Genomic DNA, 12,594 nt, shown 5'->3' on the forward strand with positions numbered 1-12,594 from the left:
GTTATTCATAATCGCCTTCAAAGCGGTCACCGCCCATATCCTTGAAAAAATCGAGGAACGGTTTGCCGTATTTGCGGAATTTCACTTCGCCGACACCTTTTACATTCAGCATGTCATGTTCCGTCTGCGGGCATACCACGCTCATCTCCCGCAGCGTCGCGTCATTGAAAATAATATAGGAAGGCACATGTTCTTTGCCCGCAAGCTCACGGCGGATCAAGCGCAGCTGCTCGAATACCGTTTCGTTAACAGCCGATTGCGAATAATCATGCTTCCGCGAGCCGCCGGCACGTCCTGCCGGACTCTCTGCGGACTTGGCGGGCATGCGCTGCATGACGCTGCGCTGCCCTTTGAGTACCTCGGCCGCGAGCGGCTGCAGCTTCAGCACGGGATACTGGCCTTCCGATAGCATCAGGTACCCTTCCGAAGCCATGACGTTGATGATTTCCGAAATCTCTTTCTCCGTCCGATCCGACATCGCGCCATACGTCGATAGATCGTCAAAGCCGTACTGCAGCACCTTTTTATTGCGCGAGCCTTTCAGGACCGCCGCAACCATTGACACGCCAAAACGCTCGCGCATGCGATGGATGCAGGAAAATATTTTCTGCGCATCGATCGTCATGTCCACCTGCTCGCGATCATCGGTGCAGGAACTGCAAATGCCGCAAGGCTGATCCTGATGCTCCTCGCCGAAATAGTCCAGCATCGCGCTGCGCAGGCATTTGGTCGTATAACAATAATCGACCATCTGCTGCAGCTTGCGGTAATCATTCGCCTTCCGGTCCGAATCCTGCGGATTCTGTTCGATCAGAAACTTCTGCGTAATGATGTCCTGAGCGCCGAAGAGCAGGATGCACTGGCTGGGCTCGCCGTCGCGGCCCGCACGTCCGGCTTCCTGGATATATGCTTCCATGTTTTTCGGCATGTTGAAGTGAATGACATAGCGTACATTGGATTTATCAATGCCCATGCCGAACGCATTGGTCGCGACCATCACCCGGATATCATCGTACAAAAAGGCTTCCTGGCTTGCCGCCCGCTCCTCATCGCTCATGCCCGCATGATACCGTCCGGACGCAATCCCTGCGCTGCGCAGGCGTTCATACAAGTCGTCCACGTCCTTGCGCGTCGCGGCATAAATGATCCCCGGCTCCTGCGCATGTTCCGCGGCGTATTTAATCACGAACTCGCGTTTATTCTCGCCGCGCAGCACCGACATCGCCAGATTATCGCGGCTCAGCCCGGTGACGAACACTTCCGGCTGCTCCAGCCGGAGCAGGCGAACCATATCCCCCGTAACCTCAGGCGTGGCCGTGGCCGTAAATGCGGCGAGTATCGGCCGCTGCGGCAGACTTTCCACGAATGGTGCCACCGACAGGTAGCTTGTCCGGAAATCATGCCCCCACTGGGACACGCAGTGGGCTTCATCCACCGCCACGCACGAAATGGAGAGCGCGCTCATTTCATCTCTGAACCAATCCACTTCTAGCCGCTCCGGCGCCACATACAGAAGCTTCAGATCCCCGCGCTTCGCGGCCCGGATCCGCTCGTTCACTTCCTTGCCGGTCAGCGTGCTGTTGATATACGCTGCGGAGATGCCCGCCGCCGTCAGCGCATCCACCTGATCCTTCATCAGCGAGATCAGGGGCGAGACGACCAGCGTCAATCCAGGCAGCATCAGGGCCGGTATCTGATAGCAGATGGACTTGCCTCCGCCCGTCGGCATAATCCCTAGCGTGTCGTTGCCTTCCAGCAGACTGAGGACGATTCTTTTCTGCCCTTCCCGGAAATCCGGATAGCCATAATAGGTTTGCAGCAGCTGCTGCGCCCGTTCCAGCGTCATCATTTCTACACTCATCGATTCAAGAACTCCTAACGAAATCTATTTGAAATCACCCCAAGTGGAGCATTGCTCTGAAGTCCGTTTATTTCAAAAATTGCTTCCTTTTAAGTTTAACGGGCTTTGCCGGAATGAGCAACCGCATGTATATGTTTGGGAAAAGGGCTCCGGAAGCGCAAAAAGCCGGCATATAAACTGCCGGCTGCTTTCCGGTATAGAGTTATTCACGCTTCTTCTTCCTGTTCACCCGCCATGTTCCAGCGGCTCCGGTATTTCTCCAGCAGCGGGTGCACATGCTCCGGCTTAGCCGCCAGAACCAGCCTCAGCTTGGTAATCCATTCCGGGAACGAGGAATAGGAAGCAAATAAATTGGCCATCTCCGGAGTCAAGTAAAGAAAATGCGGCGCAGGAAATTTATCCGTCAAATGGCGCAGGGCCGTATCCATCGGCGTGTATTTCTTCCGTTTGGCCTCGAAGCCTTCGATATAGGCTCCTGAGCCCCGCTCCTCTTTCCAGTTCTCCAGTTCACGCTCCCGCTTGTAATAGGCCGAAACCGGATACTTCAGCATCCGTTTGGCCGTTTCTTCATGCAGCGGGTACAGCACGAATGTCGAGAAACTGCGCTCTTCCGCCATTTTTGCCGCGTTGTCCAGCTCCTCATCGGTCGTATCTTCGAAGGCGTCGTAATAAATCAGCGTGCCTCTGTACTTCTCCGGGGACGGTTCAAAGCCGAACGGCACGGTCGTCACGCTCCGTTTCATTCCTCGGCCTCTCCTGCATGCTCGCGGCAGAATGCCTCGATCTGCTGTACCTCATCGTCTTCCAGATCAAAGTCCAGATATTGATCCGTCGTTTTTTCGTACAGGTCGTATTTCACAAGGCTTCCGCCTTCCTCCTGCACACTGTAGATCGCCCGGACATACAGCCCGTTCTCGGAGTACAGCTCGTCATCCTCCGGTACTTCCACATCCAATTTGAACTCATATCGTTTGCCCGTCAATATGCGGAACGGGTCCTTAATATGCTCCACCTGGTATTCCGTAATCGTCAGCATGCTGTCATCCTTTCAACATTTCATGATCATCGTTTCTGTTGGCCAAATTCGCCACTCTCCTTATTCTAACAGACCAGAGACTAAACATTCACGCTTTTGGGCTTTTGGCGCATAAGATTCCCCAGGAAAAATTAAATAACCTCGCATGAGGAATGGCACAGCGTCTTCCCCCACCCTGCGGATATGATGGAACCATAGAAAAAGATCCAGCGGACACACTGCTTTGGAGGGATGGAAGATGAAACGAAAAAGGATTGCGTTATGGCTTGCCATGGCAGCCGTGGCGGTTATCGGCGCGGCTTACTTAGCCTCGAACAGCCCTTTTTTACAAGGGGGAAGTCACAAACCGCCCAAAGCCGAGGCTGCCCCCGTGAAGCCTATATCGGAAACCTATATTATTTTCGATACCGTCGTCAACGTCAAGCTGTACGGAGAACATGCCAATCCCGGGCAGCTTGCGGAAATCAAGGGCTTGCTGGATCGCATGGACCGCAAGCTCAGCAGGACGCTTGAGGGCAGTGAGATCTACCAGGTCAACCAAGCCGCAGGCAGGGCAGCGGTTCCCGTATCGCAGGACACGTTCGACGTGGTGACAAAAGCGCTTGATTACGCCGTCCAAACCGGCGGCCTGTACGACCCTTCGATTGGCCCCCTGGTCAGTCTCTGGAATATCGGCAACGAAGGAGCCCATGTGCCTGCCAAGCCCGAGCTTGCCAAGGCCATGAGTCTTGTCGGTTATCAGGATGTCGTCTTGAACCCCGACAAGCGGACCATTCAGCTGACCCGTCCGGGCATGGCGCTTGATCTCGGAGGAATCGGCAAGGGTTATGCTGCCGACCGCATCGCCGCTTACCTCACTTCCCAGCAGGTAGACAGCGCGATCATCAATCTTGGCGGCAGCAGCATTATTGCACTCGGAAGCAAGCCGGGCGGCCAGAGCTGGAATATCGGTCTGCAGGATCCGGATCAGACCCGCGGCACTTCGCTTGGCAATGTGCAAATTCAGAGCAAAACGATTGACTCGTCCGGCGTCTATGAACGCTTTTTTATAGAAAATGGCGTCAAATACCATCATATACTCGATCCGCGGACAGGCTACCCAAGCCGAAGCGGGCTGAAAAGCGTTACCCTCGTCTCCGACTCGGCGACGGATGCCGACGCGCTGTCCACCGCCGTCTTTATCATGGGGCTTGCGGAAGGCATGAAATTCATTGAGCGGCAGCATGGGGTCGATGCCTTTTTCATCACCGATGACAACCGGATCTATGAAACATCGGGGCTCAAAGATCATATCCATTTCACGAATCCGGAATATACGGTCAGCTCCCCGTGAGCCGTGTTAAGAGAGAACGCCGATCAGGAGAGGAAGCACGAGGAAGGAAGCCAGCGTCGTCCATAAAATGCAGCGGGTAACGATCTTCGGTGCGGCATCGAACTGCTCGGCCAGGATGACGGCATTGACCGCGGCCGGCATGGAGCTGAGGATCAGGATCACGTTAAACAGCGTGCCGTGAATGCCGATGATCAGCAGCAGAAGCGCGGATGCCAGTGGCGAAAGCACGAGCCGGAGCGCCATCCCGGCATAAAAGGCTTTTTGCGATGCGGCAGTATAAACCGCTCTTCCTCTGCTCCCCGCGTTCACGCTAACCATCTGCGCCCCCAATATGAACAGGGCAACCGAGGAATAGGCTCCCGAGACCATCGACACGCCCTCCTCCAAGCTTGGCGGCAGCAGCACACCGCTGGTCCGAAGAAGGATTGCAAGCGCGGCCGCGTATACCGACGGGAGCTTGAAGATCGAGAGCACGGCCTGTTTCATGGAAAAATGAGAGCGTGCCGCAAAATAAACGCCGATCGTGTTCACGATGATGATCTGCAAAATGACGTACACCGACGCCTTATCCAGACCCGCCTGACCGAAAGCAAGCAGCACGAGCGGCAAGCCGTAGTTCACGCAGTTCGTGAACAGAGCGACGAGCGTAAGTCCTGCGCGTTCGGCTGCGGGCAGGAGCAGCGTTTTGCCGAGCAGGGCCGCAAGCCCCCACAAGAGAAGCATATTCAAGACGGTGAACATGACCGTTTGCGTCACATCCCCGTAGGAAACATCTGCATGCATCAGCGTCTCAAAAATGAGGGCCGGACTGAGCAGATACAGCGACAGCGTGGAAAGCGGCTTGGTTTCGATGGATTTGAACCGTTTGATAAGCGCCCCGCCGATGACGGGCAGCGATATGGGCAGAAATACCTGATACAAGGTATGAATAAACGTAGATAACATGGATGAACAACCTCCGGTTCAGTACTTAACCTGATCAGAATGCTGCTACCATACTACCTAACCTCCCCGATTCCGTCCAACAGTTAATTTCTATCAACTTATAGGCGTACCCCCATACAGAAAAGACCGAAACAAAAAACTGCCGCCAGCAGGCAGCAGTCCTTTTCCAAACCCTAGGCTCTAATCCATGACCGGAATTCGCTCCGGGCTTCGCAGCAGCTCAAACATCAGCCGCACCTGCTCCTCCGTGTTTCGGTTCCTGGATAGCTGCGGCAGTTCATGTTCGCCAAAAAACTGTACGCCGCTGGTCTCGACACCCTCCTGCGCCGTTCCGCCGGTAATTTCGCAGTGAACGAACATTTTGTACGCATGGTACGGGGCTGGAGGATTATGCTTATGGTTGTCCAACACGGCCAGCAGGCGCAGCGCCTTTACCTCATACCCGGATTCTTCCCTTACTTCCTTCACCGCGATTTCCGACGGGGACAGCAGCAGATCCGCCCAACCGCCGGGCAGTGACCATTCGCCTTCTTCCTTCTCCCTCACCATGAGCATCCTGCCATCCTTTACCACAACGCCGCGGATATCCACTTTGGGCGTCGCATAGCCGTATTCGCCTGCAAAGAGATTCGCGAGCTTGCCGCTCTCCACGTCCGTATACTGCTCCATAATTTCCAGGCTGAGCGCCCGGAGCTGCTCATAACGCTCCTTGTCATATACATCCTTGGTATAAGCCAAGCCCGTCTGGGCAATCCCTTGAATCTGTTTGGCCCAATTCAGCCATTTGAGCGGTGCATCCATCATAGGCTTATTCCCTCCACAACATTTTTTTAAAAAAAAATTAATGAGAAAGATTATCATTGAGAATGAGTTTATGATACAATACATTTCAGATAAGCAATTTACACCAACGGTTAAGGAGTCGACGAGCATGGTGAACAAATCGGCGCAATGCACAGAAATGCGGGTTGACGATTATTTGGATCTTCTGAATCTCGCAAAGCAGCTGAATGATTTGAAATGGCAAAAGGAAATCATCCGCAAGCTGGAGCGTCTGAACGACAGACAGCAAGCCCTTGCCCTCTACTAGAACCGAAATCGTCCCACTTTATATATAATCCCATACGGCTCATTCGAAAAGACGACAGTAAAGTCGTCTTTTGTCTTGTCCGGGTGCGAAATCTATCGGAACTTGATGAAGGCTATGACCCCTTATGTTGATTTTTTTTAAGAGAATACTATAAAATAGTTTAATAGTGAAAGAAAATTTTGTAAATTCACGTCCATCCGCTGGACCAAAACAACGTAATCCGAACAGGAGATTCAGATGGAGAACCAAGAAGTGCAAAGGCTTACACGCCCGCGCAACAGGAGAAAACAACGGTCAAAGAAGCGCAGGAAAACCTGGCTGCTCATCACGCTCGTCTGCCTGCTGCTCCTTGCAGGTGCCGGATATCTTTTCAGAAAGCAGGTCGTTTTGTTCGCCTTTGACGCGTTCATGAAAAAGAGCGTGGCGAAGACGCTGGATGAATCGTACCAGGAAATTGAAGATACGAATAATAATGCGAATAACGCCAATATGGACGAAGCCGTCAAGCCGGAAAAAGCGGAAGAGCCGTTCTCGATTCTTCTGCTCGGAACGGATGAGCGAAAAAATGAACCCGGCCGCTCCGATACGATCATTTATTCCGTCGTTCGGCCCAAGGACGGGAAAATTCTGCTCATCTCCATACCGCGCGATACATACACCGAAATCGCCGAAGAAAACAAGAAAAGCAAGATCAATGCCGCGTATGCACGTGGAGGCATCAAACGCAGTGTGGATACGGTCGAAAATCTGGTTGGCCATAACGTCGATTACTATGCCACCATCAACTTTCAAGGCTTGAAGGATGTCGTGGACACGCTTGGCGGCGTCCATCTGCCCATCACGAAGGTGATTGAGAACAAGCAGAAGATCCATGAGAAGCTGCGGATCGAGCCGAACAAGCCGATATACGACGGAGAGGACGCGCTAAGCTATGCGCGCTACCGTGAGGATTCGGATTTTAACCGGACCATGAGACACCGCGTTCTGATCGATGCCGTCATGGCCAGAGCGCTCGAGATTAAAAATATTACGAAAATTCCGGACCTGATGAAGGTCGCCGGCAGTAACTTCAAAACAAATATGAATTCCAGTCTCATCATTGATCTGGCCAAATCGTTCTATGAAGGCAGCATGCCTACGTTCAGCAATTATATGCTCAAAGGGACAGGTGCCATGCGGGATTCCATCTGGTATTATGATCCGGATGAGAAGGATGTCGCCTATATCCATGACCTCATTGGCAACTGGCATGATAGCAACACCCCTGTGGACCAGCTGATGCAGCCTGCGATGGACGATAACGCCAATGCGGCAGGGCAATAACAAGAACTTACTATGAATCGGAACCGTATTGATATCTAAAAACAGCATCCTGGAGCTCCAATTAGAGCTCCAGGATGCTGTTTAGGTTCCGGCAATTGATCGTGCCGATCCTGCGGATACGGACTTGATTTAACGGACTCGCTTTCCTGACCATGAAGAAATGCCGCCCATCAGGTTGTTGATCTCCGGAAAACCGTTCTTCAGCAGCATTTTAGCAGCCTGCTTGCTTCTCATGCCGCTTTGACAGTATACGAACACATCCCCGTCCTTGGAAATCTCGGACAAGCGTCCGCCTATCTGGGATAACGGAATATTCACGGCGCCCGGTATATGCCCTGCCTTGAACTCATGAGCCTCCCGTACATCAATCAGCCGCTTGCGCTTGGACTGCTCCATCTTCTTGCGGAAAGGCTCGTCCCGAAGCTGTATAAGCCCTTTGACGGGTGCAAACATGCGGTACAGCATCCACACGACGAAGAGTGCCAGCACCATATAAAATATCGTTGAAGAATTCATGATTCGCTTCCCCTTTTCTGGTTCTGTAAGATCTATACCGATTATAAATACCCCCATGGGTATATAGATAGCATAAGTCACACCTTCAGAAAAGTCAACGGATGCGGATGTTTTACTCATAACCAAAAAAAGGCCGAACCGTAAGATTCACGGTTCGGCCTATCGTATACTATCGTTTCATTAGCCTTCAAGCAGGAGGGATTCCGGATCTTCCAGAAGCTCCTTCACTGTTACGAGGAAGCGGACAGCTTCGCTGCCGTCTACGATCCGGTGGTCGTAAGACAAGGCAATGTACATCATCGGACGGTTCTCCGAACGTTCCGCATCAATCGCAACCGGGCGGAGCTGGATTTTGTGCATGCCGAGAATACCTACTTGCGGCGCATTCAGGATCGGCGTGGACATCAGCGAGCCGAAGGTACCACCGTTCGTAATCGTGAACGTGCCTCCCTGAAGCTCAGACAAGGCGAGAGAGTTGCTGCGCGCTTTGGAAGCCAGCGACGCGATTTCCTTCTCGATGTCGGCAAAGCTCAGACGATCCGCGTCACGTACGACAGGAACGACCAGGCCTTCCTTCGCGGATACGGCAATACCGATATCATAGTATTTCTTCACGATGATGTCTTCACCATCGATTTCGGCATTCAGATGAGGGAACTTCTTCAGTGCGCCGACAACAGCCTTCGTGAAGAAGGACATGAAGCCGAGACCCACCTCGTGTTTCTCTTTGAACGCATCCTTGCGGCGTTTGCGTACGTCCATGATCGCGGTCATATCCACTTCATTGAAGGTTGTCAGCATCGCAGCGGTATGCTGCGCTTCAACCAGACGTTTCGCGATCGTCGCGCGACGGCGGGACATGCGCGTGCGTTCAGCCGGTTTGCCTGGCTGGCTCACTTCGGCCGGTGCAGCAGCCGGTGCAGGTGCCGATGGGCGCGGTGCAGGTGCTTCCGTATGATTCTTCACGTTGTCCTGGAAGATGCGTCCCTTCGGATCACGGTTCACTTGTTCCAGATCGATGCCTTGCTCGCGAGCCAGCTTGCGGGCTGCAGGAGAAGCCGCAAGATAAGACTCTCCTTCTTTCCCAGGCTCAGCTGGTGCAGGTGCACTTGGCGCAGCCGGAGCAGGCGCCGGTGCCGCTTTTTCTTCGGCTTTCGGCTCTGTTTTGGCTGGCGCGCTTGCCGCAGCAGCTTCACCGCCGGCAGAGATTCTGCCGATGACTTCGCCGATTTGGACGGTGTCGCCGTCGTTTTTCAAGATTTTCTCGATCACGCCGGAAGCCTCGGCACTGATTTCAATGTTAACCTTGTCCGTTTCCAGCTCCAGGAGAACATCCCCCTGGTTAACTGCATCCCCTTCGTTAACATGCCACTTATAAATAGTTCCTTCTGTAATGGATTCACCCATTGCCGGTACTGTAATTTCGCTCACTGCCTGCTACCTCCCCAGTGCGATGTTATGCTTAATAGATTTTTGGTTCAATGCCGTAGATACGATTTGCTGTTGTTCAAAGCTGTGGATCTGCTGGAAGCCGCTGGCCGTACTCGAACGTTCCGGACGTCCGTTATAGTTAACAGGCGTTCCTTGAGGTGCCAGTTTGCGGAGATGAGGCTCGATGTAGCGCCAAGCACCCATGTTTTCCGGTTCTTCCTGCACCCACAGCATTTCTTTCAAGTTCGTATAGCGAGCGATGATCTCGCGTATCTCCTGCTCAGGGAACGGATACAGCTGCTCGACACGGAGGATATGCATCCAATCCTTCGAGCCTTCTTCTTTATCCAGCGCTTCCTCAAGCTCGACAGCGATTTTGCCGCTGCAGAGAATCAGGCGTTCCACTTTCTCAGGCTTGTCACCGAGGCCCGGCTGTTCCAGGACGCGTTCGAAACGCCCTTCGCTGAGCAGCTGACCGCCGGAAGCCACGCGCGGGTTGCGGATGAGGCTCTTCGGCGACATCACGATCAGTGGACGTGCGTCTTCGCTTTCGGTCAACGCAGCCTGACGGCGGAGCAAATGGAAATACTGGGCTGCGCTCGTCAGATTGACGACGGTAAAGTTCTCTTCGCCGCCAAGCTGTAGAAAACGTTCCAGACGAGCGCTGGAGTGCTCAGGTCCCTGTCCTTCATACCCGTGAGGAAGGAGCATTACCAGACTGGATTTTTGTCCCCACTTCGAACGTCCAGCCGAAATGAACTGGTCGGTAATGACCTGTGCACAGTTGGCGAAATCGCCGAATTGCGCTTCCCAGATCACGAGTGTTTCCGGGGAGTATACGTTGTAACCATATTCGAATCCGAGCACGGAAGCTTCGGACAATGGGCTGTTATAAATCGCAAAGGAAGCCTTGGCTTGCGGAATCTCATGAATCGGACAGAACGTCGATCCATTCTTCGTGTCATGCAGCACCAGGTTGCGGTGTGCGAACGTTGCGCGTTCGGCATCCTGGCCTGTAATGCGGATCGGCTTGCCGTCGGCAACGATGCTGGCAAATGCCAGGGTTTCCGCCAGACTCCAATCGACCTTCTCGCCTTCGTTCAGCGCCGTTTCGCGGCGCTCCAGAATCCGCTGCAGCTTCGGATACACATTGAAGCCTTCCGGACGCTTGAGCAGATCGGCGTTGATCTCGCGGAGCGCATTCAAAGGCACGCCCGTTTTGATCTCCTTGATCCGGTCTTCGGCAGGCGTCTGCTGATGGGAACTTGCAGGCTCCTGTTCCTGATCCTTGATCTTTTCGTAAGCTTCCTTCATGCGGCCTTGCACTTGCGCCAACAGCTGACCGGACTGTTCTTTGCTGAGCAGGCCTTTCTGGTTCAGCACATCCGCATAAATGCTTGCTACACGCGGGTGGCTCTTCACTTTATCGTAAATGAGCGGCTGCGTTGTATCCGGATCATCCGTCTCATTATGACCGTAGCGGCGGTAGCCGACCAGGTCGATCAGGAAGTCCTTTTTGAATTTATTGCGGTATTCGCATGCCAACCGGATCGCTGCGATACATGCTTCAGGATCATCCGCGTTCACATGGACAATCGGAATTTCATATCCCTTTGCCAGGTCACTGGCATAATGGGTGGAACGGGAATCCCGGCTTTCCGTCGTGAAGCCGATGTTGTTGTTGGCAATGATGTGGATCGTGCCGCCGTTTTGGAAGCCCGGAAGCTTGTTGAAGTTCAGCGTTTCCGCTACGATGCCTTCGCCAGGGAACGCGGAGTCCCCGTGAATCAGAACCGTTGCCGCCTTGTTTACATCCTGCTTCGGATAACCAGGCACCGTGCGGTCTTCTTGCGCTGCACGGGCAAAGCCTTCCACCACCGGATTGACGAACTCAAGGTGACTCGGGTTGTTCGCGAGCGTAACCCGGGTTTGCACGACGCTGCCGTCTTTCAGGACGCGCTTGGCGCCCAGATGGTATTTAACGTCACCGGTCCAGCCGAAGTTGATTCCCATGGAACCTTCCGAAGGGAACAGCTTTTTGTTCGGCGAATGATGGAATTCGGAGAAGATTTTATCATAAGGCTTGCCGAGTACATGGGCCAACACGTTCAAACGTCCGCGGTGGGCCATCCCCATGAGAATATGCTCCGAGCCTTCGTCGGCCATGCTGCGCACGAGTTCATCCAGCATCGGAACCAGCACGTCGTTTCCTTCAATCGAGAAGCGCTTCTGCCCGACGAACGTACGATGCAGGAACTCCTCAAACTGCTCAACCTCGATCAGACGCTCAAGCAGGTTTACTTTTTCCGTTTCGCTCAGCGGAGCCGGGAAAATGCCGCTCTCGACATGACGATTCAGCCATACGCGCTCTTCGGTGTCGTGCACATGGCTAAATTCATAAGCAATTGTTCCTGTATATGTTTGACGCAGCTTCTGGATGGCTTCCCAACCGGTTCTGACATTCTCAGGCGCCCCGTCCCAGATCAGGGATGCAGGAAAAGCCGACAAATCGGACTGGCTGAGTCCGTATTGTTCAGGTTCAAGTACGCGCGTATCCGGCTTCGGTATGATGCCGAGCGGATCGATGTCTGCAGCCAAATGGCCGTAAGCACGAATGTTCCATACCAGCTTGCCGGCGTCAACGCCCTTCTTCAGCATATTGCTGTCCAAAGCCGCGCTGCCGGAAGCCGTGTTCACCGGTGTCAGCTCCGCTTGCGCCATCGGAGGCGCTCCCCACAGCTGGAACACCTTGCGGAACGTTTCATCCACAGACTCCGGATCCTTTACGTACCGTTCGTATTGCTCCTGAACATATCCCAGGTTGGGGCCATAGTAATTTTCCCAGGCTCCCTGCGTTTGTGTGTCTTTCTTATTGGTTATCATCGCTAAAGTGATACCTCCGCCTTGATTTTTTAATAGTCATATAGAATGAGTAACCCTACCGGACCATTCTTCTATGCGTTGGACGGAAATCTGAAAACAAGATTCTTGGAAGCCGTCACTGTAAAATGTAAGCGGCTCAATTTCTATTATAAACAAAACATCTCCATACCTGAAAT

The 12,594-nt window shown here is 53.3% G+C and carries 11 protein-coding genes; 3 read left to right on the forward strand and 8 right to left on the reverse strand.

Features of this window, described 5'->3' with window-relative positions; genetic code table 11:
• Position 1 precedes the first annotated feature (1 nt).
• The 3 genes from recQ to PCH05_RS03410 form a co-directional block, all read right to left on the reverse strand.
• On the reverse strand, positions 2–1,861 hold the full coding sequence (recQ, locus tag PCH05_RS03400; RefSeq protein ID WP_127600673.1) for a DNA helicase RecQ: 1,860 nt from the start codon (positions 1,859–1,861) through the stop codon (positions 2–4).
• 206 nt (positions 1,862–2,067) lie between these two features.
• On the reverse strand, positions 2,068–2,604 hold the full coding sequence (locus tag PCH05_RS03405) for a hypothetical protein (RefSeq protein WP_127600675.1): 537 nt from the start codon (positions 2,602–2,604) through the stop codon (positions 2,068–2,070).
• Positions 2,601–2,897, reverse strand: coding sequence for a DUF6509 family protein (locus tag PCH05_RS03410; protein ID WP_127600677.1), 297 nt, complete (start codon positions 2,895–2,897; stop codon positions 2,601–2,603). The genes PCH05_RS03405 and PCH05_RS03410 overlap by 4 nt, the downstream gene beginning before the upstream one ends.
• Before the next feature lie 238 nt (positions 2,898–3,135).
• Here PCH05_RS03410 and PCH05_RS03415 point away from each other — a divergent pair, with 238 nt between their 5' ends.
• The gene (locus PCH05_RS03415; protein ID WP_246049336.1) at positions 3,136–4,230 is read left to right on the forward strand and encodes an FAD:protein FMN transferase; all 1,095 of its coding nucleotides are present in this window, start codon (positions 3,136–3,138) and stop codon (positions 4,228–4,230) included.
• 6 nt (positions 4,231–4,236) lie between these two features.
• On the opposite strand, the gene PCH05_RS03420 is transcribed toward PCH05_RS03415, so the two are convergent.
• Together PCH05_RS03420 and PCH05_RS03425 are read right to left on the reverse strand one after the other, a co-directional pair.
• Complete coding sequence (locus tag PCH05_RS03420; RefSeq protein WP_127600679.1) at positions 4,237–5,175, reverse strand: AEC family transporter; 939 nt, start codon at positions 5,173–5,175, stop codon at positions 4,237–4,239.
• Between the two features lie 180 nt (positions 5,176–5,355).
• Positions 5,356–5,979 (reverse strand): NUDIX hydrolase, encoded by a 624-nt coding sequence (locus tag PCH05_RS03425; RefSeq protein WP_371860507.1) that lies wholly within the window; start codon positions 5,977–5,979, stop codon positions 5,356–5,358.
• A gap of 127 nt (positions 5,980–6,106) precedes the next feature.
• Here PCH05_RS03425 and PCH05_RS27140 point away from each other — a divergent pair, with 127 nt between their 5' ends.
• Positions 6,107–6,265 (forward strand): hypothetical protein, encoded by a 159-nt coding sequence (locus PCH05_RS27140; RefSeq protein WP_164766521.1) that lies wholly within the window; start codon positions 6,107–6,109, stop codon positions 6,263–6,265.
• 237 nt (positions 6,266–6,502) lie between these two features.
• On the forward strand, positions 6,503–7,588 hold the full coding sequence (locus tag PCH05_RS03430; RefSeq protein WP_127600681.1) for an LCP family protein: 1,086 nt from the start codon (positions 6,503–6,505) through the stop codon (positions 7,586–7,588).
• Positions 7,589–7,717: 129 nt separating this feature from the next.
• Here the strand turns inward: PCH05_RS03430 and PCH05_RS03435 are convergent, their stop codons facing one another.
• The 3 genes from PCH05_RS03435 to PCH05_RS03445 all read right to left on the reverse strand — a co-directional run bounded on the left by PCH05_RS03435 (position 7,718) and on the right by PCH05_RS03445 (position 12,418).
• On the reverse strand, positions 7,718–8,104 hold the full coding sequence (locus tag PCH05_RS03435) for a rhodanese-like domain-containing protein (RefSeq protein WP_127600683.1): 387 nt from the start codon (positions 8,102–8,104) through the stop codon (positions 7,718–7,720).
• A gap of 180 nt (positions 8,105–8,284) precedes the next feature.
• Positions 8,285–9,535 (reverse strand): 2-oxoglutarate dehydrogenase complex dihydrolipoyllysine-residue succinyltransferase, encoded by a 1,251-nt coding sequence (gene odhB, locus PCH05_RS03440; RefSeq protein WP_127600685.1) that lies wholly within the window; start codon positions 9,533–9,535, stop codon positions 8,285–8,287.
• A gap of 6 nt (positions 9,536–9,541) precedes the next feature.
• Positions 9,542–12,418 carry a 2-oxoglutarate dehydrogenase E1 component gene (locus PCH05_RS03445; protein ID WP_127600687.1) on the reverse strand — a complete coding sequence of 959 codons (2,877 nt, stop codon included), beginning with the start codon at positions 12,416–12,418 and terminating at the stop codon, positions 9,542–9,544.
• Positions 12,419–12,594: the final 176 nt, after the last annotated feature.

The sequence above is a fragment of the Paenibacillus chibensis genome (assembly GCF_004001045.1).
Taxonomy (GTDB): Bacteria; Bacillota; Bacilli; order Paenibacillales; family Paenibacillaceae; genus Paenibacillus_AQ; species Paenibacillus_AQ chibensis.

Excerpts from the sequence above, each read along its gene's own strand:
- recQ (WP_127600673.1), bottom strand. The coding sequence starts at position 1,861 with ATGAGTGTAGAAATGATGACGCTGGAACGGGCGCAGCAGCTGCTGCAA.
- PCH05_RS03405 (WP_127600675.1), bottom strand. The coding sequence starts at position 2,604 with ATGAAACGGAGCGTGACGACCGTGCCGTTCGGCTTTGAACCGTCCCCG.
- PCH05_RS03410 (WP_127600677.1), bottom strand. The coding sequence starts at position 2,897 with ATGCTGACGATTACGGAATACCAGGTGGAGCATATTAAGGACCCGTTC.
- PCH05_RS03415 (WP_246049336.1), top strand. The coding sequence starts at position 3,136 with ATGAAACGAAAAAGGATTGCGTTATGGCTTGCCATGGCAGCCGTGGCG.
- PCH05_RS03420 (WP_127600679.1), bottom strand. The coding sequence starts at position 5,175 with ATGTTATCTACGTTTATTCATACCTTGTATCAGGTATTTCTGCCCATA.
- PCH05_RS03425 (WP_371860507.1), bottom strand. The coding sequence starts at position 5,979 with ATGATGGATGCACCGCTCAAATGGCTGAATTGGGCCAAACAGATTCAA.
- PCH05_RS27140 (WP_164766521.1), top strand. The coding sequence starts at position 6,107 with ATGGTGAACAAATCGGCGCAATGCACAGAAATGCGGGTTGACGATTAT.
- PCH05_RS03430 (WP_127600681.1), top strand. The coding sequence starts at position 6,503 with ATGGAGAACCAAGAAGTGCAAAGGCTTACACGCCCGCGCAACAGGAGA.
- PCH05_RS03435 (WP_127600683.1), bottom strand. The coding sequence starts at position 8,104 with ATGAATTCTTCAACGATATTTTATATGGTGCTGGCACTCTTCGTCGTG.
- PCH05_RS03445 (WP_127600687.1), bottom strand. The coding sequence starts at position 12,418 with ATGATAACCAATAAGAAAGACACACAAACGCAGGGAGCCTGGGAAAAT.